At 72.9% G+C, this 22,501-nt stretch carries 19 protein-coding genes; 8 read left to right on the top strand and 11 right to left on the bottom strand.

Annotated elements, in window-relative coordinates:
* The first annotated feature begins 97 nt into the window (after positions 1-97).
* Entirely contained in the window at positions 98-910 is an 813-nt protein-coding gene (locus HW837_RS02685) for a HEAT repeat domain-containing protein (protein ID WP_193379407.1), read from the top strand.
* A gap of 43 nt (positions 911-953) precedes the next feature.
* On the opposite strand, the gene HW837_RS02680 is transcribed toward HW837_RS02685, so the two are convergent.
* Positions 954-1,526, bottom strand: coding sequence for an AMIN-like domain-containing (lipo)protein (locus tag HW837_RS02680; RefSeq protein ID WP_193379408.1), 573 nt, complete (start codon positions 1,524-1,526; stop codon positions 954-956).
* A 134-nt stretch (positions 1,527-1,660) separates the two neighbouring features.
* Complete coding sequence (locus HW837_RS02675; protein WP_193379409.1) at positions 1,661-2,401, bottom strand: hypothetical protein; 741 nt, start codon at positions 2,399-2,401, stop codon at positions 1,661-1,663.
* Between the two features lie 251 nt (positions 2,402-2,652).
* On the opposite strand from HW837_RS02675, the gene HW837_RS02670 reads away from it, so the two are divergent.
* Entirely contained in the window at positions 2,653-5,601 is a 2,949-nt protein-coding gene (locus tag HW837_RS02670; RefSeq protein WP_093790751.1) for a SpoIIE family protein phosphatase, read from the top strand.
* Here HW837_RS02670 and HW837_RS02665 read toward each other — a convergent pair.
* From HW837_RS02665 to HW837_RS02655, 3 genes are all read right to left on the bottom strand, one after another.
* Positions 5,580-5,780: a hypothetical protein gene (locus HW837_RS02665; protein ID WP_045558667.1), complete on the bottom strand. Its 201-nt coding sequence runs from the start codon at positions 5,778-5,780 to the stop codon at positions 5,580-5,582. The two genes, HW837_RS02670 and HW837_RS02665, sit on opposite strands and share 22 nt — an antisense overlap.
* A gap of 85 nt (positions 5,781-5,865) precedes the next feature.
* Entirely contained in the window at positions 5,866-6,894 is a 1,029-nt protein-coding gene (locus HW837_RS02660) for an ArsR/SmtB family transcription factor (protein ID WP_193379410.1), read from the bottom strand.
* Positions 6,895-7,064: 170 nt separating this feature from the next.
* Positions 7,065-8,723 carry an alpha/beta hydrolase gene (locus HW837_RS02655; protein ID WP_045558670.1) on the bottom strand — a complete coding sequence of 553 codons (1,659 nt, stop codon included), beginning with the start codon at positions 8,721-8,723 and terminating at the stop codon, positions 7,065-7,067.
* A 254-nt stretch (positions 8,724-8,977) separates the two neighbouring features.
* Between HW837_RS02655 and HW837_RS02650 the strand changes: the two genes are divergently transcribed.
* From HW837_RS02650 to HW837_RS02635, 4 genes are all read left to right on the top strand, one after another.
* Positions 8,978-9,481 carry a hypothetical protein gene (locus tag HW837_RS02650; RefSeq protein ID WP_193382404.1) on the top strand — a complete coding sequence of 168 codons (504 nt, stop codon included), beginning with the start codon at positions 8,978-8,980 and terminating at the stop codon, positions 9,479-9,481.
* Positions 9,482-9,644: 163 nt separating this feature from the next.
* On the top strand, positions 9,645-10,178 hold the full coding sequence (locus tag HW837_RS02645; protein ID WP_045558672.1) for an RNA polymerase sigma factor: 534 nt from the start codon (positions 9,645-9,647) through the stop codon (positions 10,176-10,178).
* Between the two features lie 26 nt (positions 10,179-10,204).
* The gene (locus HW837_RS02640; RefSeq protein WP_193382405.1) at positions 10,205-11,026 is read left to right on the top strand and encodes a hypothetical protein; all 822 of its coding nucleotides are present in this window, start codon (positions 10,205-10,207) and stop codon (positions 11,024-11,026) included.
* A 113-nt stretch (positions 11,027-11,139) separates the two neighbouring features.
* Positions 11,140-11,613, top strand: coding sequence for a carboxymuconolactone decarboxylase family protein (locus HW837_RS02635; protein WP_045558674.1), 474 nt, complete (start codon positions 11,140-11,142; stop codon positions 11,611-11,613).
* A gap of 72 nt (positions 11,614-11,685) precedes the next feature.
* Here HW837_RS02635 and HW837_RS02630 read toward each other — a convergent pair whose 3' ends face one another.
* The 6 genes from HW837_RS02630 to HW837_RS02605 all read right to left on the bottom strand — a co-directional run bounded on the left by HW837_RS02630 (position 11,686) and on the right by HW837_RS02605 (position 19,372).
* Positions 11,686-14,151, bottom strand: coding sequence for an endonuclease/exonuclease/phosphatase family protein (locus tag HW837_RS02630; protein WP_193382429.1), 2,466 nt, complete (start codon positions 14,149-14,151; stop codon positions 11,686-11,688).
* Between the two features lie 156 nt (positions 14,152-14,307).
* Positions 14,308-14,658 carry a hypothetical protein gene (locus HW837_RS02625; RefSeq protein WP_045558676.1) on the bottom strand — a complete coding sequence of 117 codons (351 nt, stop codon included), beginning with the start codon at positions 14,656-14,658 and terminating at the stop codon, positions 14,308-14,310.
* Between the two features lie 29 nt (positions 14,659-14,687).
* A complete protein-coding gene (locus tag HW837_RS02620) occupies positions 14,688-15,758 on the bottom strand; it encodes a Rieske 2Fe-2S domain-containing protein (protein ID WP_390623555.1) in 1,071 nt (356 codons plus the stop codon).
* A gap of 171 nt (positions 15,759-15,929) precedes the next feature.
* On the bottom strand, positions 15,930-17,183 hold the full coding sequence (locus HW837_RS02615) for a serine hydrolase domain-containing protein (protein ID WP_045558677.1): 1,254 nt from the start codon (positions 17,181-17,183) through the stop codon (positions 15,930-15,932).
* A 90-nt stretch (positions 17,184-17,273) separates the two neighbouring features.
* A complete protein-coding gene (locus HW837_RS02610) occupies positions 17,274-18,161 on the bottom strand; it encodes a response regulator transcription factor (RefSeq protein WP_313895516.1) in 888 nt (295 codons plus the stop codon).
* Positions 18,158-19,372 carry a sensor histidine kinase gene (locus HW837_RS02605; protein ID WP_313895517.1) on the bottom strand — a complete coding sequence of 405 codons (1,215 nt, stop codon included), beginning with the start codon at positions 19,370-19,372 and terminating at the stop codon, positions 18,158-18,160. The genes HW837_RS02610 and HW837_RS02605 overlap by 4 nt, the downstream gene beginning before the upstream one ends.
* A gap of 224 nt (positions 19,373-19,596) precedes the next feature.
* Between HW837_RS02605 and HW837_RS02600 the strand changes: the two genes are divergently transcribed.
* Positions 19,597-20,001, top strand: coding sequence for an effector-associated constant component EACC1 (locus tag HW837_RS02600; protein WP_159040910.1), 405 nt, complete (start codon positions 19,597-19,599; stop codon positions 19,999-20,001).
* Complete coding sequence (locus HW837_RS02595) at positions 19,998-22,469, top strand: caspase family protein (RefSeq protein WP_052682912.1); 2,472 nt, start codon at positions 19,998-20,000, stop codon at positions 22,467-22,469. The genes HW837_RS02600 and HW837_RS02595 overlap by 4 nt, the downstream gene beginning before the upstream one ends.
* Positions 22,470-22,501 lie beyond the last annotated feature (32 nt).

Raw genomic sequence — 22,501 nt, 5'->3', positions numbered from 1 at the left:
GGCCGGTGGTAGGCGGAGCCGGTGGTGGAAGAGCCGGTGGAGGGGGTGGGTGGCCGGGGCGGTCGGAGCCCGGGGCCGGGGCCTAGCATGCTGCGTCATGGTGATGTTGGTGCATCTGACCTCGGCGGCGAACGTGCCGCGCATCCGGCGGGCCGGTGTCCGCGCGGTGTCCCACGGGCAGGGCGGGGCGCGCGGGGTGTACTGCTTCCCGGTGCTGCCGTCGTACACCCTCACCCACCAATGGCTGCGCGAGCTGGGCCGGTTCGGCAGCAGGGGCGGGCTGGTGGCCGTCCATGTGCGGCTGGACGACGCCGAGGAGGTGCTGGTGGGGCGCTATTCGGACCGCGCGCGGGGTCGGCAGGCGGCCGTCACCGGCGCCGAGGCCGTACGGCGGATCGGCGCGCTCGCGGACCCGCGGGGGTGGGAGGTCTTCGTGCCCCGGGCGATCCGGGCGCGCGAGGTGCACCGGGTGCGGTCGGCGCCGCAGGTGGTGGGGTGGCGGTATCTCCCCGACGCCCACGGCACCCGGCCCTGCACCTGCTTCGGCTGCCGGGTGCGCGGCGGCTACGGCTCCCGCCGCCTGCGCGAGCGCCTGCCCCACCCTCTGGACGGCCCACCGCCGCCCGTCCGGGTCCTCCTCACCCGGATCGCCGAAGCGACCGCCTCCGCGCCCACCCCCGGCGATCCCGCCGTGCTCCGGGAAGCCCTGCACTGGTTCGGGATGCGCCGCCGAGGGCCGGTGGACCGGCTGACGCATCTTGCCGGGCACCCCGACCCCGGTGTGCGGGAGGACCTGGTGTGGGCGGTCGCCCACTGGTCCACCCCCGGGGTCGGCGCACTGCTGGACCGCCTCGCCGACGACCCGCACCCGGAGGTGCGGGAGGCCGTGGAGGCCGTACGGGAGGGGTAGCTCGCGCCCGCCCCGCGGTCGTTCGCGCCCGCCCCGCCGACTGTTACGTCCAGCTGTGGGCCACGTCCACCACGAGCCGGTCGGAGAGCTGGAGCACCCGGAACGGCAGCCGGGCGCGGACGCCGACGCCGATCTGGGTCTCGCCCTCGAAGCTGCCGGCGAAGCGGGTGTCACGGAAGGTGCGGTAGCCGGTGAGGTTCACACCGGGCAGCGGTCCGGCCACGTCACCCGGGTAGACGACCCCGCCCGTCTCGGGGTCGTAGCTCGGCGCGGCGACCCGTATCTCCAGGATGGCCCCGCCCTTCACGGGTATGGGGTCGCCGGAGCCGACCTGGTGGAGCCGGTCGACGTACTGGACGTAGTAGCCGACGTGGGCGCCGCCGGCGGGCACGTCGAACACGATGCGGTCGAAGCAGTCGTGCCGCCCCGTCCTGATGTCCGACAGGGGCGCGGCGCCGCTGTCGGGGCTTCCCTTGGCGAGGCTGCCCCAGCCCGTCGGGCAGGCCGCCGCGGTACGCGCGGCACCGCCGGGCGCGGCACTCGCCGTGGCCGCCGCCGTCCCGATCGCGGTCCCCGCGAGCGCGAGCGCCAGAACCGCTGCTCCGATTCGTCGCATGTCGTCCCCCCTTGTTCCCACAACGCTGCGGTAGCGCTGATATCGGGTGAGACGACCGGGTATCGCGGAAGGTTGTACTCCGCCCCCCACGGAAGTGTCCCGGTATCGGAACAGCGGGAGAAGGGAACAGCGCGCTACTTCTTCCCCACCGGCGAACCGTTGCGTTCCGGGTGGCGGCGGCGGGGTGTCGGGGGCGGGGCGGGGACCTTGTGGAGGAGGGGGGCGGGGGTGGCGCGGCCGGGCCCCGGCGGGCGGCTCACGTACTGGCTGTGCAGGCTGTCGTCGATCCGCCAGAGGATGCCGGTGGTACGACCGGTGGGCGCCGCCGCGTCGAGCTTGGCGGTGAAGGAGGCCAGCCGGTCGTAGAGGGTCCGGGCGCGCGCTCCGGTGGCGGTGAGTTCCGAGGTGGTGGCCTCGTGGAGGGCGTCGAGGAGGTGGACCAGGTTGTGCCCGGAGAGCTGGACGTCCTGCATGCCGCCGTCCGCCTTGGTGATGCGTCCCGGCGGCAGGTTGGGGTCCTCGGTGAAGTGGGCCGCCCTGGTCGCGGTCGGGCCGACGCGGTCGTACGGGTCGCGGGTGCTCTGCGTCCAGGCGGGCTCCCAGGCGCCGAACGCCGTACGGGCCAGGAAGGTCCAGGTGTCCTCGTGGCAGCGCAGGGTGAGGTAGGAGACGCCGGCCGCCCGGCGGAGGGTGTCGTTGTGCTGTTCGAGGGCCACCCGGTTCGCCGCGAGGGCGGCCCGCAGGACCACCCGGTCCTCCTCCCGCCAGCGCCGCTCCTGCTCGCCACGCTGCGCCAGCAGATCCCGTTTGAGCTGCTGGTTCCTCGCGTACTGCTCGACGAACGTCGTGATCAACGTCTTGACTGCCTGGAACATCTCGAACATGGCGCCTGCTGGGGTCGGGCCGGACATCCTGGGGTTGCAGCGGCCCAACGACGTTCATCAGATCTTGGTCACGGCGGCCGGTGCGGTCCCGTCCTGTCGCCGGTTGCCTGATGCCTCGTCAATGACATTAAGTGCCAAGGCTGTTGAGGGTCACGCCCGGTCCGGGCGCGGCGTCGGGGAGTGACTGTGGAATTCCTGTGGCGGACTGCCTTACGTGTGAGTAGAACGTTAGGGTCTGCCGTATGAACGCACGGCTGGCCCTGCTCAGCACGGTGGATCCCGGTGTCGCGGAGAGCGAGGTCTTCCGGCTGGCGCTCCAGCACGCGGTCGGCGAACTCGGCGCTCTCGGGGCGATGTTCCATCTCAGGGGTCCCATGTCGGCCCTGCGTCTGGTGTCGGTCACCGGCCTTCCGTCCGCCCTGACCCGCCCCTGGGAGATCATCGACCAGGAGGGCCCGCTGCCCCCGGCCCGCGCCCTGCACCAGGGCAGCGGGGTGTGGTCCCCGCTCGGCTCCATGGCCCTCGCCTGGCCCGGCACCGGCCTCGCCGCGTTACCCGTCTCCGGCCGCGAGCGCACGGTCGGCGCGCTCACCGTCCTCACCGGCGACCGGGGCGAACCCACCGGTCTGCAATGGGACTTCCTGCGTGCCGTCGTCGACTGGACCGAGGACCGCATGGCCCAGGCACCCCCGCCGTCCGGCCCCGCCCCGGCCGAACCGGACGCCGAGCGGCTGCGGCAGGCGCTGAAGGAGGTCAGCGTCGGCTCCTGGGACTGGGACATCCAGAGCGGTGACCTGATCTGGGACGAGGCCGCCCTGAAGCTCTACGGCACCCGGCCCGCCGAGTTCACCGGCAAGATCGAGAACTGGATGCGGATCGTCCACCCCGACGACCTCCCGCCCACCCTGGCCGCCGCCGAGCGGGCGATCCGCGACCACAGCGTCTACGAGGCGGAGTACCGCGTACGCCGCTTCGACGGCACCTGGGGCTGGACCCGGGCCCGCGGCCGGGCCACCTACGACGAGGACGGCGCGCCCGACCGGTTCATCGGCGTCGGCTGGGAGAGCGACGAGGCGCGCTCCGCCCGGGACGCGGTCGGCCGGGCCCTGCGGCACATGAGCGACGGCTTCCTCGCCGTCGACGACGACTGGCGGATCACCTTCGCCAACCTGGTCGCGGAACGCACCCTCGGTCTCTCCGAGGAGGAGCTGCGCGGACGGCACCTGTGGGACCTGCCGTCCGTGCGCGAGACGCCGTGCCTGGAGAGCCGCTGCCGGGCGGCCGCCGCCGAGGAGAAGCCCGCCGGGTTCGACGTCCATGTGCCGGACCGCGACCGCGTCTACCATCTGCGCCTGGTCCCCGGGCCCGACGGCCGGACCATCTACTTCACCGATGTCACCGAGCGACGGCGGCACGAGGAGGAGCGCCGCGAGGCCGAGCGCGCCGCCTCCGAACGGGCCCACCGCATCGCCGCGTTGACCGCCGCGCTCGCCAAGGCGACCACCTCGCAGGACGTCGTCGACGCGGTCGCCTCGCGGGTGCTGCCGCCGTTCGCCGCCAGTGGTCTGCTCGTCCAGACCGTCGAGAACGGCCGGCTCCACAACGTCGGCGCCGTCGGCTACGCGCCCGACTTCGTCGACTTCGTCAACCACCGCCCCCGGACGCCGTACGGCCCGGTCTGGGACACCGTCACCACCGGCACCCCGATCTTCCTCTCCTCACCGGAGGAGTTCGCCGCCCATGCGCCCCGGCACGCCGACCTGCCCGCCCGCTCGGGCAAACAGGCCTGGGCCTTCCTGCCGTTGACCGCGTCCGACCACACCTTCGGCGTGTGCGTCGTCTCCTTCGACCGGCCGCGCCGCCTCACCGACGAGGAACGCACCCTCCTGACGGCGATCAGCGCCCTCCTCGCACAGTCCCTGGAACGCGCCCGCCTCTACGACCTCGAACACACCCGGTCCCGCGAACTCCAGCGTGCCCTGCTCCCGCAGGACCTGCCGGCCCTCGCCGCCTGCGAGTCGGCGGCCCGCTATCTGCCGGCCGGGCAGGGCATGGACGTCGGTGGCGACTGGTACGACGTCATCCCGCTCTCCAGCGGCCAGGTCGTCCTCGTCGTCGGCGACGTCATGGGCCACGGCCTGTCCGAGGCCGCCACCATGGGCCGCCTCCGCACGGCCGTGCACACCCTCGCCGACCTCGAACTGCCCCCCGACGAGATCATGGGCCACCTCAACGACATCGTCGGCTCCATGGGCGAGGACTCGTACGCCACCTGCCTGTACGCCCTCTACGACTCCACCACCCAGGTCTGTTCCCTCGTCCGGGCCGGGCATCCGCCCCCGGCCGTGGTCCTCCCCGACGGCACCGTGCGCTTTCCCGAGTGGACCGCCGACCCGCCGCTCGGCGCCGCCGAACCGCCCTTCGAGACGGTCGAGTTGAGCGTGCCCGAGGGCAGTCTGCTGGTGCTCTACACCGACGGTCTCGTCGAGTCGGCGAGACGCGGCATCGACGAGGGCATGGCCGACCTGGCACGGCTGCTGCGCACCGCCCACCGGGACGGCACCGCCGCGGACCTGGAACGCCTCTGCGACACCCTCACCCACGGCCTGCTGCCCGCCGAGCACGCGGCAGCCGACGACGCGGCCTTCCTGGTCGCCCGGCTGCACGCGCTCACCGACGACCGGATGGCCTGCTGGTCCCTCCTCGACGACCCGAGGGCCGCCGCACAGGCCCGCCGTCACGTCCGCGAACAGCTCGCGGTCTGGGGCCTGGACGAGCTGGCGCCCACCACCGAACTGCTCGCCAGCGAACTCGTCGGCAACGTCGTCCGTCACGCCAAGGGCCCGGTCCGGCTGCGTCTCCTGCACGGCCCCGCACTGGTCTGCGAGGTCTTCGACGGCAGCCTCACCATGCCCCGTATACGCAGGGCCGGCGACACCGACGAGGGCGGCCGGGGCCTGCAACTGGTCACCGCGCTCTCCCAGCGCTGGGGAACCCGCTACACGGCCACCGGAAAGTGCATCTGGACCGAACAGTCCCTCACCGGCCCCGACCCCCGGCCCGCCGCGCCGTCCGGGCCGCCGGAGCACCAGCTCCTGGTCCCCGCCGACTTCGACGGAGACCTGGACTCGCTGCCGTTCGGCGACCCGGAGGTCGAGAACTCCCTCGGTCAGCAGTTGCGGAGGGAGTAGACGGGGCCCCAGTTCACGGCGTACACCCCGTTGTTCGCGGGGCAGGAGGCCAGCTCGTCGCCGGCCGAGCCGTGGACGGGGGCGACCGCGCCGCCGGTCCGGCTGTTCTGGGCCTCGCCCCACGCCGGCGCCGCCTGGGCCGTGCCGGAGGTGAGCGCGGAGGCCGGCACCAGGGTCATGGTGCCGACCGCGGACTCCGGTCTTCGGCCGGGTGCGGGCACGCCGGATCGTGGGGTCCGGGGCCGCCGCGCCCCGTGATCACCGTCATCGTTCGGCGCGGGCCACGGCTTTCGAGGGTGGTCGAATGCCGCAGGTCGTGCCGCCTTCGAGGAGGTCGGCACCGAGGACGGTGACGGTGTGCAGCACGGCACCGCCGATCCGCCGGCTGGTCAGCAGCCCCGACTCCCGGAGCACGGCCACATGGTGGCTGACGGTCGCCGGGCTGAGCCCCACCCGGGCCGCCACCTCGCTCGTGGTGCGGCCGTCGGCCACCTCCTCCAGCACGGCGGCCCGCGCCCGGCCGAGCAGCGCGGCGAGGGCCTGGTGGGTACCGGGCGCGTCGGGCGGCGGCGCCAGCCAGCGCGGGTCGTGGGTCACCGGGTGCACGAGCACCGGGGGCAGGGCGCCGTCCTTCAGCACGATCGGGCCGGGCCAGCAGAAGAAGGACGGGATGATCCGCAGCCCCCGCCCGTCGAGATGAAGGTCGCCCTGGAGGTGTGCGCCGGCGATGTGCAGCACCGGCGCCGACCAGCGCAGACTGGGGTGCAGCCCGGCCGCGAGACCGGAGAAGCCGGACCGCAGCAGGGCCCTGGCCGCGACCGACCTGGCGTCGTCGAAGCGGGCCCGGACCTGGGTCCAGTACGGGGCGACGAACCGTTCGTGATGCCGGCGGACCAGGCCGGCGAGCCCGCGCAGGGCCTGCGGTTCGCCGTCGGCGAGCGGTCTGGCCCAGCCCGGCAGGGGACGGGCGAGGGACAGCTCCGCCAGGTCGGTCCGCAGCCGGGCGCGGGGCGTGGCGAGCATCGCGTCGAGGCCCGCCTCCAGGCCTCCGGCCGCCCCGGCCGGGGTCAGGAAGTCCGCCGAGTAGCCGCGCGGCGGGGCGAGATGGCGCAGCCTCGGCAGCTCCGGGTCGAAGAGGCCGCGCGACGCCCGTCGCCAACGGCCGAAGACGAGGGGGCCGTCCCGGTTCTGCAGCAGGTGCAGGCTGAGCAGCCCCTCCCACAGCGGGTCGGGTTCCTCGGCCAGGATCACCCTGGCCAGATCGTCGTACGTGAAGTGGATCCGCAGCCCCACCGGCCCGCTCCCCCCAGATGCGTGCGGCTCGCCGTGCCGCGGACGTGTCGCAGACGTGCGGAACCCCGGGGCGCTCGCCGTGAGTGGAGGGGCGGGCGCCCCGGGGTCCGTGTCGGTCGGTCAGCCCATGGAGCCGTGGGCCCATGGGGTCGAGCAGTGCGCCGAGCCGGTCAGCTCACGGCGTCGATGCGCTCGACGCGCTCGTTGACGCCGTTGCGCAGTTCGCTCAGGGTCGTGCCGGGCGGGGCCGTCTTCGGGGTCGAGGACGGCGGCTGGGTCTCGTCCGCACAGGTGGTGCCGGAGGCCGGGACCTTCAGGTCGACGAGGTAGTCGATGACGGCGTCCGTCGCGCAGCGGCTGCGGCCGAACGCGGTGTGGCCCTCCGCGTCGAACGTCACCAGCGAGGCGTTGTCCAGCTGCCGGGACAGCGCGACCGCGTCCTGGTACGGGGTGTCCGGGTCACCGGTGGTGCCGAGGACCAGGATCGGCGCCGAGCCCCTGGCCCGGAAGGAGCCGTCGTAGCGGCTGACCTTCTCGGCGGGCCACTGGACACACGCGGTGGCGTGCTGGTGGTCGTAGGTCGGCGGGCCGAACGCCATGGCCGGGCCCAGCAGCGGCGCGTCCTTCGCGTTGGCCGTGACGTTCCGCTCCAGCTTGCGCAGGCTCTTCGGGTACTCCTTGTCGACGCACTCCACGACCACGTTCGGACCGAGGAAGTCGAAGCTCGCCGGGGACGGCGGCCGCAGCAGGAACGAGGTGTTGTCCCGCAGTTGCGCCTTCTTCAGCGCCGCGCCGAGGGAGGGCCAGATGACCTTGCCCTCGTTGATGTTGAACATCAGCCGGTAGACCAGGGTGTAGCCGTTGGCCTTGCCACCGCTCGCCGTGGTGACGGGGTTGGCGTCGAGGTCCTTCTTCAACTGCTCGAACGCCGCGCGCGGGTCGCCGTCGCCGAAGCCGCAGATCGCCGGGTCGGAGGCGCACCAGTCGAGGAAGCGGCTCATCGAACCGTCCAGCGCCTGGTACTGGGCCCGGTCGTACGCGTAGGGGCGGTAGGCGTACTTGTACGGGTCGTAGGCCCCGTCGAGGGTCAGTGCCCGCACCCGCTTCGGGAACATCGCCGCGTAGACGGTGCCGATGTACGAGCCGAACGACCGTCCGTAGTACGTCAGTTGCTCCTCGCCGAGGGCCTGGCGCAGCAGGTCGATGTCCCGGGCGACGTACTCCGTGCCGACGTACGGCAGCAGTTCGCCGGAGTTGTCGAGGCAGGCCTGGTTGAACTCGGCGGCCTCGCGCAGCGCGGGGCCGAAGGCGTCCGGTCCGGGGACGCCCTTGGCGTCGGTGACGGCCTTGGTGTAGCGGGTGTCGTCGAAGCAGGTGAGCGCCGAACTGCGGCCCACACCGCGGACGTCGTAGCCGAAGACGTCGAAGGACTCACGCAGGGCGGCGGGGAGACCGGCGTAGTTGTTGCGGACGAAGTCCACGCCGGAGTTGCCGGGGCCGCCGGGCTGCATGAAGAGCGTGCCCTTGCGCTTCGCCGGGTCGGCGGCCTTCTTGCGGACGACCGCGAGCGTGATCTTCTTGCCCTCGGGCGCCCGGTAGTCCAGCGGCACCTCGGCGTTGGCGCACTCGTACCCGCCCTGGCAGTCGGCCCAGGTGAGGGTGGGCACGGGCGGCGGCGGGGTCTGCCCCGATCCCGCCTTCTGCCCGGTGCTCTGCGCGGCCATCGCCTGGGTAGCCGTACCCGTCGCGGCGAGGACGAGCGCGGTCACGGCGGCGCCGACGAGTCTGAGCCGGGAGTGACGTCTCGATGGGGACCGATACATGGTCATGGATGTGTTCCCCCCTGGGAAATCCGTGCTTCCGGCAGCCCACTGGTCGATGTGGGGCCGGAGCATGTCTAACGGAGAAGAGGGGAAAAGCGCCAGAGAGGTGCCACCGTGGCCGACTTTCCACCCGATCTCTCCACTACCCGGCGGTAGTTACCGTCGGCGGCGATCACTTCGTACTGTGGGTGACGTCCCTGGCCGGTGATCCAGTGATGGGCCCGGCCGGAACCCCCCACGATCACGAAGGATCCGCGCACGTGTCAGTCAAGAACAGCCGTCTCAGGGTCGCCTTCCTCGCCGTGGCGGTCGCGGCCGCCGGTCTCGCCCTCGCGGGGCCCGCCGCGGCGGCGACGCCGCAGCCCGCCGCCACCGTCTCCTCGGCCTCGCAGACGCCGTCCATACCCGTCGACTTCGTCGACCTCGCCACCAGCCCCCTCACGGCGGACGGCGCGAGCCACGAGGTCACCGTCACCTACCGCAACGACTCGGCGGCCGACCGGACCGTCGCCCCGCAGCTCCTGGTGGAGTCGCCGGACGCCGGCCCCTTCCTCGACCCGGCGGACGTCCGCGTCGAGCGCCGCACCGCCGGCGGCTGCTGGCAGGCCGTCGGCCTCGGCAGCCAGACCGGCACCCTCTTCACCGACCTGACCACCGCCCGGCGCACCCTCCCGGCCGGCGCCGGCCTCACCGAGGTCTACCGCGTCACCGTCACCGACCCGGCGGCACAGGGCACGGTCCACCCGAGGATCGCCCTCTACTGACCGACCGCCGCACCGCCCGCGACCAGGGCCGGATCCAGCTCCCCGGAGCGGGCCCGGCCCTTTCGCGTGGGGCCGTGCGGGCACTCCACGAACATTCTCCGTCGCACCTGTTGCACCTCGGGCCCTCCTGGACACGTACGGGCAGAAGCCACGGAAGGAAGCCATGCCCATCACCACAGCGGCCCAGTTCACGGACGTGTACCGGGCGCACTACGAGGACGTGCTGAGGTTCGTCCGCCGTCGCGCCCACCCCATGAACGTCGACGACATCGTCGGCGAGACGTTCCTCGCGGCCTGGCGCAGGCGCCGTGAACTCCCCGACGACCCGCGGCCCTGGCTGTTCGGCACCGCCCGCAAGGTGATGCTCAACGACAGCCGGGGCATGCGCCGGCACACCGCGCTCGCCGTCCGCGTCCAGCAGGCCGTCGAGACCGGCGGCAGCACCCGGGCCGCCGACCCGGCCACGCTGGTGGGCGGCCGGATGGACCTCGCCGCCGCCTGGCAGGCGCTCACTCCGGCCGACCAGGAGGTGCTGGCCCTCCAGGCGTGGGAGCAGCTCTCCGCCAAGGACGCGGCCAAGGTCCTCGGCTGCACCCGCGCCGCGTACGCCATGCGCCTGACCCGGGCCAAGCGCCGCCTCGCCGCCCGCCTCGGCACCGCCGACGCGACGACGCCCGCCCTCGCCACGACGTTCTGAGCCTTCCGGACAGGAGCCCCTGAGACATGAACAAGAACACGCACGACACCCCCGCCCCGCAGGACACCCTGCTGGCCCGCCTCGCCCCCCTCGACGCCGCGCCCCGCACCGAGCGGACCGCCGCCGAGATGGACCGCGAGGAGACGCTGCTGCGCGCGATCCTCCTCGACACCGGGCCCGCGAGCCGCTCGGTCCGTCCCGCCCCCCGTCGGCCCCTCGTCCGCCGCCTCTCCTTCACCCTGGCCGGCGCGCTCGCGGCCGGCCTCGCCGTGCTGACCGCCACGGGCGGACTCTCCGGCCTGCCGGGCATCGGCGACCAAGGCCCCCTGCCCTCAGCCGAGTTGGCGAGCTGGACCGGCACCCCCAGCAGTCTGGACTCGGCCGGCGCGGAGGGTTCGGCCGCCGAGAAGGTCTGCCTGGACATGACGAAGGACTACGGCCCCGGTCCCGCCGGCGTCAGCAACGCGGACATCCGGGGCAGCGTGGCCTCGATGGTGGTCAGCCGGGGCGGCGACGCGGTGTACTGCCTGGCCTCCTCGGACGGCGCCGGGATCACGATGGCCGTCTCCCCGGCGCTCGACCTCCCCGCCGACGGCATCGAACTGGACACCTACGGCGCTCGGGGCGAGGGCTCCGGCCAGGTCAACTACGCCGTGGGATCCGTCGGTTCGGACGTCGAGAAGGTCACCCTCCGGGAACAGGGCCACACCGTCCAGGCCACCCTCCAGGACGGCCGCTGGACCGCCTGGTGGCCCGAGGGCGACCCCGACGGCCTCATCACCGGCACGACCACCCTCACCTTCACCGACGGCACGACCCGCACGATCCAGAGCCCGGACCTGCCGTAGCCGTGGCACGGCGGCCAGGTGCGTGACGGGCGTCACATGCGCCGATGTCACATCCGCCCGGGACCGGTCCGTCCTTGTGTCGTCACCGCATACGACGACACGAGGAGCCCGTCATGGACGCTCGCCTGAACCTGTTCGCCAACCCCTTCGCCGGAAAGATCGTCAAGCACCTCGTCGGGGCCGACAAGCTGATCACCGAGACGGAACTGCCGCGCTCCCTCCAGGAGTTGGTGAAGGTCCGGGCCAGCCAGATCAACGGCTGCGGGTACTGCCTCGACATGCACACCAAGGAGGCCGAGCACGCCGGGGAGACCGCCCAGCGGCTGCACATGGTGGCCGGCTGGCGGGAGGCCAAGGTCTTCACCGACGCAGAGCGTGCCGCGCTGGAGCTGACCGAGCAGGGCACCCGGATCGCCGACGCGGCCGGCGGTGTCCCGGACGAGGTCTGGGAGAACGCGGCCAAGCACTTCGACGAGGACCAGCTCCTCGCCCTGGTGGCGCTGATCGCCCTCATCAACACCTTCAACCGGCTGAACGTCATGGTGCGGCAGCCGGCGGGCGACTACCAGGTGGGCATGTTCGGCTGAGCCACCACCGCACATGAGCGAACCCCCGGTCCGTTCCCATGGAACGGACCGGGGGTTCCCCGTCGCCGGAGGTCAGTTCCGGCGGCACCTGCCCACGTCGATCCGCACGATCTGCGGGTCGTGGTCGCTCGCCTGGTCGGCGAACTCGGCGTTGATGTGCACCACGTCGTAGTCGAAGTGCGTGACGGCCGGGCTGGTCAGGATGTGGTCCAGGGTCTGCGAGTTGCCCTCGTACACGTAGGTGTAGCGCTCGGCGGCCGGCAGGGTGCCGATCAGCGGCTTCAGGACCTTGCCCGCGGTGAGCGCGGTCATGGTCCCGGAGAACTCGAAGTCGTTGAGGTCGCCGAGGACGACCGCCTTGGCGTTCCGGTCGGCCGCGAGCAGGTCCTTGACGAAGGTGTTGACCTCGGCGGCCTGCTGGTGGCGCTTGGCCTCGGAGGAGCGGGCCGGCTCCTGGTAGCGGCCGTGCAGGGGCTGGTCGCCGCCCTTGGAGCCGAAGTGGTTGGCGATGACGAAGACCTGCTCGCCGTGGAAGACGAACTCGCCGACCAGCGGCTTGCGGCTGCTGTCCCAAGCGTCGCTGGTGGGGTCGATCCGGCCCGGGGAGTAGGTGAGCCGGGCGCCCTTGCGGGTCTTCACCACGCTCGTGGCCGTGGTGGGCGTGGGGGCGTCGGCACCGGCCCGGTCGGTGAAGGAGACCCGCTTGGGGTTGAACAGGAACACCTGACGGATGTTGCCGCCGGGCTCGCCGCCGTCCTTGTTGTTCTCGGGGGCGACGTACCGCCACTGGTAGCGCGGGCCGCCGGCCGCGCGGATGGCGTCGGTGAACCGGGTCAGCGTGGCCTCGGAGGTCACCGTCCCGTCGTTCGTCGCCCCGTTGTCGTCCTGGATCTCCTCCAGCGCGACGACGTCGGGCGAGCTGAGGCCGACCGCGACGCCCTCGGCGAGCCGGTCGAACTTCTCCTGGCCGTCGAGCGCGTCCAGGTTCTCCACGTTGTACGTGGCGACCGCCAGCTCGTCGCCCTTCTGCCGCCGGGTCCGCTCGGCCTTCAGCCCGCCCTCGACGAGCGTGCCGAGCTGCGTGGCCTGGAGGTTGTAGCCGCCGAAGGAGGAGTAGTCCAGCGGCCCGCTGGTGGTGCCGGACAGTTCGTCACCGACGTCGGCCTGCGGGAAGGCGGCGGCGGTGTCGAGCGACATCACCTTCATCCGCCCGGTGTTCGGCTGGTCGTAGGAGGAGTAGAGCGTGCCGCCGCGCGCGGTCGGGCTCTCCTCCGGCTTCACCGTCACCCACACCTCGTCGTACTCCGTCGTCGCGCCGACGACCCGGGTGTCGGATGCCTGCACCCGCGAGCCCTCCAGCGCCTCGTAGAGGTCGAGGGCGTGGACGGTCGGTTCGAGCGGCAGCGCGTCGATGCCGCCGCCGGCGGTGGGGACGTACGCGTCCGGCACGGTCGACGCGTCGAGCGTCACGGCCGGCGGCAGCGCGTTGCCGCCGGAGAGCACGGTCGCGGTCGGGCCGGTGATCTCCGTGACCGACTGGCTGGTGCTGCTCGGGTAGTACTCGGTGACCTTGCCGCTGACGAGGACCGCGTCCCCGACCGCCACCGTCGGATCCGCCGACCCGGTGTAGACGAACACCCCTTCACCGGTACGGGGGTCGCCGTCGGCCTGCGGGTCCTGGATCCAGAACCCCTTCGAGCCCGACTTCCGTACGCCGGTCACGATGCCGGGGACCCGGGTGACGGTCTGCCCGGTGAGCGGGGAGAGCCGGGTGGTGCCCTGGATGTCGTGCACGCGCAAGGGGCCCGGCTCGGTGGACCCGCCGCCTTCCCCGCCGCCATCGCCGTCACCGTCGCCGCCGCCCGAACCCGGCGTCTGGCCCGCCGAGTTGACCGGCGACGGCGTACCGGCGGCGAGGTCCGCCGCGTTGTCGTCGGTGTCCGCGAGGGAGGCGGCGCGGGCGACGGAGGCGGTGTTGGAGGCGCCGGCGGCAGGACCGCCGCCCTCCCGGACGACCGCGCTGCCGTACCCGACGAGGTCGACGACCCGCGCGTCCGCCGCGCAGTCGGCGGCGGTCTTGCAGGCCAGCGCGGTGGTCCCGGCGACCAGCGCGATCGTCCCGCTGGTCGCGCTCATCGCGATCGACCCGGTGGCGTCGGCGGTGGGCAGGGCGGTCGTCCCGCCGGTGCCCGCCGCCTCGGCTATCAGATACCGGCCGCCGGGCGCGATCGACCCGCTCAGCGCGGTCACCTGCCACTGCGAGGACGCGGACGGCGACCCGGGCAGGTACTGCACGCTGTAGCCCGCCAGGTCGTAGGCCCCGGCCCCGGCGTTCCCCAGCTCGACGAAGTCCCGGACCAGGGTCGCCCCCGAGTTCCCTCCGCCGCCGTACACCTCCCCGATCACCGCGCTCGCCGACGGCGCGGCGAACGCGGCGGGCAGCACACCGAACGCGAGGGCGCCGGCCGCGCCCACGGATATCAGCGGATAGGCGACGCGGCGCGCACGGGCGCCGCTTCCTGCGGATCTGTCGGACATGGGCACGGCTGAGGGTCTCCTCGGACATCGGGCATCGGGCGTCGGGTACGCCGAAGCGAGGGTGTGGGGGGAGGCGGCTCAAGTTACGCGCGTAGAGGGGGAGTCGCCAAGAGGCCGCGGGTTAATTCCCGGGAACGAACTCCCTACTCCGCGTCCCTACTCCCCGTCCCGCCGGGCCAACTGGAGGGACAGCGCCCGCAGGACGTCGGCCGCCGACGTGTCGGTCCGCCCCGCGTCGTGCACCTCGGCGAGCTGGACGAAGGCGTACGAGAAGCAGTTGGCCAGGGTCACGATCGCCGGTGCCAGGGCTTCCGTGACGATGTGCGCGGCCTCCTGGGCGGAGGCGTCGGCGGGCAGCTCGATCTTGGGCAGGGTCTCCACGAGCAGCGCGGAGACGGCCCCCGTCAACGCCACCTCGACACCGGGGTTCTCGCGGGTCTGCCGCCGCACCTCGACCGCCTCGGTGAGAATCCCGACGACGCGCTGCATGATCTCGGATCGCTCCATGCCGGGAGCTTAGGACTCCGTCGGCGAACCTAAACCTCCGACCGAGCCGCCTCGACAGCGTGTTTCCCCATGCCGGCGCCTTCGGCCTCGCCCGCCCCGGACCGGGTGGCCCCGCCGGGAGGCGCCGGATAGAACTGCGCGTACCACCGCCGCAGCGCCCTGATCCCCTTCTCGTGCGGCAGCAGCACCGGCCGGGCCTGATGGATCTTGTGGTCCCAGATCCGCACCTCCTCCCGCACCTCGCCCAGCGCCTCCGCCCGGAAGACGAGCTTCAACAGCGGGGTGAGGAAGGGGAGTCGGCGGGGCTTACGGAGGTAGTACAGCATCCGCAGCTCACTCGTGCGGTCGTCGACGGGCGTGCTCAGCGCGACGGCGGTCACCGACAGCACCGGCCCGTGGGCCCGGACGACCATCACGCCCGGCCCGTACATGAACGCGTCGAACGTGTTGTGGATGTCCCACCCGAACACCCGCCGGCTGATCGTCCCGCGCGCCTCGGCGAACGGCCCGTCCTGCCGCCACTCCTGGACCGGCGGCTCGCTCTGCCCGTGGATGAAGTGGAAGTGGGACTCGTCGACGATGTTCTCGCGCATCTCCTGGATGTGAATCCGTGCACGGCACGTGTCGTCGACGGGCGAGGCGAACCGCCGCGACCCCGCCTCCTCGATCTCCGGCACCTCCCACGCGGGTTCGCCCATCGCGCCCATCACGCCCATCGCGTCCGGCCCGTCCGTCGCGTCCGTCGCGTCCGTCCCGTCCGGTCCGACGTACACGAGGACGAGCCCGCTGTGCTCGCGCACCGGGAAGCCGCCGATCGACACCCTGGGCGTCCGGACGGCGAACGGCGCCTCCACACACCGCCCGTCCGCCCCGAACCGCCACCCGTGGAACGGGCACTGCACCGTCCCGTCCACGACCTTCCCGCCGACGCCCAGATGCGCGCCGTAGTGCGGACAGTGCGCGTCCCGCACGGCGGCCCGCCCGTCCGCCCCGCGGAAGGCGATCAGCGCCCGCCCGAAGTAGTGCAGGGCGACGACCTTCCCCGCCGGCAACTCCGCACTGCGCAGCACGGCGTACCACCCGTACGGCACGCTCGGCATCGGATAGGTGTCGGCGCGGGGATCCCGGTCCTGGTCCTGAGCCTGTTCCCGAGCCCGGCCCCTGCTGTCATGGCTCCGACGCATTCGCATGCCGCAGATGCTAGTGGTCGAACTGGTCCGCATAGCTGAACTGGCTCATTGCATAGGACAGTTGGGCGACACCGAGCCCCGCTACGACGGCATCCCGTACGCCGCCACCATCACGTTCATGGCCACCTTGTTCATGGTGCTGCCCTTGGCGTCGGTGGAGTTGACGCTGTAGACGAGGGTGCGGGAGCCGTCGCGGGTGGAGGCGATGGCGCTGTTGTAGCCCCAGCGGCCCCCGGTCTTGCCCCACACCTCACGCCCGCCGAGCACCTTGCGCGCCAGCCCCACGGCGTACTCGGCCGGCCGGCCCGTCGTGTGGTCCGGCACCTGCGGCACGGTGAACATCTCCTCCAGCACCGGCCCGCGCGGCACGACACGCCCCCGGAACAGCGCCTTCGTGAACCGCTCCAGATCGGCCGTGGTCGAGACGAGGTCCCCGGCCGCCCACGCGTCCGTCGCACCCCACACGGTCACGTCCCGCAGCCCGGTCGTCCCGTCGTCGAGCGTCATCCGCTGGTACCCGTGGTTGTGCGGGCCGACGATGCGCGGATCGGCCCCCGGGACGTACGTGTCCCGCAGCCCGAGCGGCCGCAGCACGCGCCGCGCGAGCTGGTCCTCGTACGTGTCCCCCGTGACCCGCTCGACGATGAGCGCGGCGACCGTGTACCCGATGTTGAGGTAGTGCTGCTCGTCCCCCGGCGCGAACTCCGGTTCCTTCGCCGTCGCCGACCGCACCATCTCCTCGGGGTCGTGGACCTGGAAACGGTTCGCGTACGCCCCCTCGACGGTCGTCCACGGGAAGTCGGGCGCCGGGATGCCGTGCGTGTGGTCGAGCAACTGCCGGACGGTGACACCGCCGTACGACGCCGGAACCAGCTCCGGCAGATACGAGCGGGCGCTCCGGTCGAGGTCGACCTTCCCCTCGGCGGCCAGGCGCAGCACCACGGCCGCGGTGAACACCTTGGTCACCGACCCGGCCCGGAAGCGGCCCTTCGGATCGGCCGCCCGTCCGCTGGTGAGGTCGCGCACGCCCGAGCTGCCGCGCCACACCCCCTCGCTCCCCCCGACCCGTACGAGCGCGGCGGTGGCGTCGGCGGAGGGCAGCCCGGCGACGGCGGCCTCCATGGCGGTGGCGAGGCCGGGGTCCGTCCGCGCCGGTGACCGCGACCAGGTGGCAGCGGTGGGGGAGGCCGCGGTCGCGGTGGTGGCCGGGAGCACCGTGGGCCCCGCGGCCACCCCCAGGAGGAGGGCGGCGGCGAGCAGCGCGCGGGCGGTGCTCCTGGCGTTCTTCGGACCTGAGCTGTTCTTCGTTCCCCGGTTGCTCTGTGTGCTCGGCATGGTCAACTCCTCGGAGGCGGGCCGGTGTTGTGGTCGTGGCCCTCATCCTTCCGACCGGCGGCTTCGCGCGGATCGCCCGAGCGAGCGGTCTCAGCGGCGACGTTTCCTCGCCGACGCGGGGGAGGACCAGGGCCGGGTGACTCCCCCGGGCGGGCGACTCCCGGCCTCGCGCGGGGGGACCGCGTCCTGGGGCTCGGCGCCCGTGGCCGTGCCGAGTGAGGTGCCGCCGGCCCCGAGCGACGCGTCACCCGCCGCGATCAGCCCCGTCTCGTACGCGCAGATGACCGCCTGGATACGGTCGCGCAGGCCGAGCTTGGCGAGCACGTTGCCGACATGGGTCTTGACCGTGTGATCGCTGACGAACAGTTCGGCGGCGATCTCTGCGTTCGAGAGCCCTCGCGCCAGCAGCAACAGGGTCTGCCGCTCCCGCCCGGTCAGCACGTCGAGCCGGGGGTCGGGCCGCCGCGCCCGCACGACGGTGGGGGAGGGCCGGGTGTACTGCTCCACCAGCCGCCGGGCGACGGACGGCGCGAGCAGCGAGTCGCCGCGCGCGACCACGCGTACGGCGTGCACGAGATCGTCCCGCCGGACGTCCTTGAGCAGGAACCCGCTCGCCCCCGCGTGCAGGGCCTCGTACACGTACTCGTCGGAGTCGAAGGTGGTCAGCATCACCACCCGACACCCACCACGCCCACGGCCGGCGTCGCCTTCACCGCTGCCCGTGCCGTCCCCTCCACCAGCGCGGTCCGCACCGACGGTGAGGGCCCGACACGCCTCGATCCCGTCCATCCGCGGCATGCGGATGTCGAGCAGGGCCACATCGGCGCCGTACCGCCGCACGGCCTCGACGGCCGCGGCCCCGTCCCCCACCTCCGCGACCACCTCGATGTCCGGCTGCACGTCGAGGATCAACGCGAACCCGCTGCGCACCAGCTCCTGGTCGTCGGCCACGACCACCCGGATCGGCTGACCGGTCACCGCCCCACCTCCGCCGTCGCCACCACGGCCGGCACGGGTATCCGCACCCGCACCTCGAACCCGCGCCCGCCGGGCCCGGCCCCGGCCTCCGCCGTACCCCCGTGCGCGGCGGCCCGCTCCCGCACCCCGACGAGCCCGTGCCCACCGCCGCCGGACCCCGCCCGGGGCCCACGCCCGTCATCGAGCACGTGTATCCCCAAGTCGTCGTCGCCGTAGGTGAGGTGAACGTCGGCCGTACGGGCCGCCGCATGTCTGACCGTGTTCGTGAGCGCCTCCTGGACGACGCGGAAGACGGTCGCGCCGACGGCCGCCGGGAGCGCCCGCTCCGCCCCCGCCACCTCGTACCGGACCACGAGCCCACTGCCGCGCACCCGCTCGACCAGCGCGGGCAGCTCCCCGACCCCGGGCTGCGGCGCCCGGGGCGCGAGCCCCGACGCGTACCCCGCCCGCTGCTCTCCCGCGCCGCGGCCTCCCCCTTCGCCGCCTCCGCCTTCGCTTCCGCCTCCGCCTTCGCTGTCGCGCAGGAGGCCCAGCATGTGCCGCAGCTGGACCATGGCGTCGCGCCCGGTCTCGGAGATCGCGTCGAAGGCGGCCTCGGCCCGCTCCGGCGCCGTACGCACCGCCACGGGGCCGGCCTCCGCCTGCACGATCATCAGGCTGACGGCGTGGGAGAGGATGTCGTGCATCTCCCGTGCGATACGGGCCCGTTCACGCGCGGCGGCCTGTTCGGCCTCGACCCGATGGGCGCGCTGACGGGCGTCGGTGAGCCGCCCGAGGACGTAGGCGGCCGCGAACACGAAGGCGGAGAAGGTCAGTTCACGAGCCGACCGGGTGTTGAGCCACACCCCGACGGGCACGGCGACCAGCACGAGCATCCCGCTGACGAGCCGCTTCCAGGGCGGCGACAGGACGGCGACGGTGTAGAGAATCACGAGCCCGTTGTACGGCAGGGGCTGCCCGGGCCCGTCGAGCGCGAGCTTGTAGACCATGCTGGCCACCAGAATCGCCAGCAGCACGGCGAGCGGAGCCCGCCGCCGCCACACCAGCGGCACCACGGTGAGCGTGGTCAGCCCGTACGCGGCCCAGGTCGCCGGCGCGAGCCCGGCCGCCCGAGGCACCACGAACGGCATCGTCATGGCCCCCTGCACCAACAGCGCGACCCCGACATCGACCACCCAGGGCCACCGCTCCGCGACCCCCCGCCCCCACACCCACCATCCCCGGGCTCCCCGCCCGCCCCCACACCCACCCCGTATGCCACTCACGACAGCACACCGTAACGGCCGCCCCCCGCACCGGCACCCGAGCCTCCGTAACTGCCGTGCGTCTGCTTGTCCTTGAGCGGCCATCACCTGCGTCGAGGGTCTGGGCCGGACCCCGCCCCGTATTGCACACTGTCCTCCACAAGATCGAGGCAGAACGGTCGGGGGATGACATGAGCGACATAAGCGATACGAACGACATGCTGGACGTGACGCTGAGACTCCTCACCGACGACGCGTCCCCCGCTCCGCTCCCCGCCGCAGCCGACGACCTGGCCCTCCTCCGCCGGGGCCTGGTCGCGGAACCCGAACTGCGCGGCCGGGTACGCCTGGTGACCGGAGGCCCTGAGGAGGGCCAGATGGGGACCGGTATCGAACTGCTGGCGATAGCCATCGGCAGCAGTGGCGCCGTCACCGCCCTCGTACGCTCGCTCCCGGCGCTGCTCAAGGCCCGGCGGGCCGCGGCCACGGTCGAGCTGACCCTCCCCGACGGGCGCACCGTGAAGGTCACCGCCGACTCCGCCGACGACGCCCACACCCTCCTCGACGCGGCGCTGCGCGACCACCGCCAGCCGTGACGGTCCGACTGCCGGAGCCCCGAGGTTCCCGCGCGGTCCTCATCGGCACCTCCCGGTACGACAGTGACCTGCCGGACCTTCTCGCCGTACGCAACAACCTGGAGGTTCTCCAGGAGCTGCTGACGTCGGACGCGTCCGGCGGGTTTCCGCGCGAGCGCTGCGAGGTGATCCAGGACGCGCCGGACCCGCGTGCGGTCTGCGCGACGATCCGCGAGGCGGCCATGACCGCCACCGACACCCTGCTCGTCTACTTCTCCGGACACGGCGTCCTCAATGACGACCTGTATCTCCATCTGGCGCTGACCGGCACGGACGAGAGCGATCTGCGCTGGACGTCCATCCCGTTCGTGGCGATCCGGGAGATCCTCGAGGCGTCGCCCTGCCCCAACAAGATCCTGATCCTCGACTGCTGCAACAGCGGCCGGGTCCTGGACACGCTCATGGGCAACGGCCCCGAGCCGCCCGAAGACCTCAGCATCCGCGGCACCTACATCCTCACGTCCTCCGCGAACGCCCCCTCCTACGCCCCCGTCGGCGAGCGCTACACCGCCTTCACCGGCGAGTTCATCCGCCTCCTCCGCGACGGCCTCCCGGGCGGCCCCGACCTCCTCACCCTCAGCACCCTCTACGACCCCCTCACCAAGTCCCTGACCCGCCGCGGCTACCCGACACCCCGCCAACAGAGCTCGGACGGGCATGCGCGGTTGGGGTTGGTGCGGAACCGGGGGGCGGCACTTTCGGTGGGGGCCGTGGCCACTGACGGCACGGAGGCCGAGGGCAGGAGTGCGCCCGACACCCCTCCGAGGACCGGTGAGGTCCGCTTCGGACCGAGCCCCACCTTCCACCGCCGCCGAAACTGGGGCATCGGACTGCCGCTGTCCGCCGCCCTGTTGACGATCACGAGCATGACGGTCCCGGCGCAGGACGCACCCCTCGACATGACCGATCCACAGCACGCGGTCTCGGTCCTCGCCATGGTCGGGGTCCTGGGACTGCTCCAGGTCCTGGGGAAGCGGAATCCCGCCGACTATTCGCTGGTGCTGAGCGCGTACGGCGTCGAGGTGCAGTACGGGGGGACGGAGCACTTCTCCTACCCGTGGCACGGGATCAGCCGTTGCTGGATCCGGCAGCGCCCGGCGACCCGCCTGCGCGGTCCACGCCACGACCTCATGGTGCGGCCCATGCCCGGGGACTTCCTGCACACGGCGAGCCTCAGGACCCCGGGCCCCCGCCAGGACGACACGAAGGGCACCCTCCGCTTCGCGGACCTGCGCCGGCTCAGGGCCACCCCGGAAGCCATCGAGGCCGCGCTCGCCGCGTACGCCGGCCCGGCCTGGACCCCCAGCCCCGACCTCGACGTGCGGAGGGCCCCCGACACGGAGGCGGAGCAGGTGTTCACGGCCGACCGCCGGGTGCTCGCCGTGGTGGCGGTGCTCTGCGTCGTTCTGGGCTGCCGGGCGATCCCGCTCGGCGTGCTCGTCCGGCCCGCGGAGATCCTCACGGCGGTGTCGCCGCTCGCCCTGTGCACGCTGCTCTTCGGGGCCGCGTGGTTCGCGGCGTCGCACTGTGTCAGGCCCGTTCGACTCGTGATCAGCGCGGCCGGCCTGACCCTCACCAGGGGCGAGCTGGAGATCGCGTACGCCTGGACGGAGATCGAGCGGATCGGCGTGGTGAACTGGCCGCGTGGTGCGCGGCAGTTGGGGCTGCTGGCGATCCGGCCCACGGGGCGGGTGGAGGGCAGGATTGACCGTACGCACATGCTGCTGCCCCAATTGACGCCGGGCACCCTGACTCTGTGCACACTGCTGGAGGTGACCCATGACCGGCGTCTGCTGGAGGCCGCGCTGGCGCGGTTCGCGGACGAGGACCAGCTCGCCCGGCCGGGCGAGTCCTGGCTGCGGCGGCCGAGTAAGGCACCGGAACCACCCGGCGACGGCCTGACGTTCCGGGGCCGTCAGCCCGTGGCGGTGGCCTTCCTGGTGGCCGCGGCACTCATCGCACCCGTCATGATCTGCACCCAGCTGACCACGCTCCCGAAAACCCCCGACTGGGTTTCCGTCCTCAACGACCTGCTGTTCGCCCCGCTCTTCCTCGTCGGCCTCTCGGCGTACTTCCTCACCGGCCGTCACCACGTCAACCTTGACGTGCGCCCCGCGGGACTGACCGTCAGGGCCTTCGGCAGCCGCAAGCTCCACATTCCCTGGGGAGACGTGGACCGCATCGGCATCGTCGTCCGCCCCGATCCCGAGCAGCACTCCCTCGTCCTGTGGCCACGCCCCGGCGCAGCCGTCCCGCGCGTGCCGTGGCTGCCCACGCCCCGCCGTTACGGCGGCGTGCGTCTGCTGACCCTCCAGGACTATCGCGTCGAGGCCTCCCCCGAAGCCCTCGACCAGGCCATAGCCCGCTACGCCGGGCGCCGTCACACCCACATGGCACAACTCCGCCAGTCGGCCCGGAAGAAAAACTGAGTGTTTGTGAAGATACGTGGCGCAGCCGTCGT

It is taken from the genome of Streptomyces caniscabiei, from assembly GCF_014930365.1.
GTDB lineage: Bacteria > Actinomycetota > Actinomycetes > Streptomycetales > Streptomycetaceae > Streptomyces > Streptomyces caniscabiei.
This window is presented reverse-complemented; position numbering and strand designations above follow the sequence as displayed.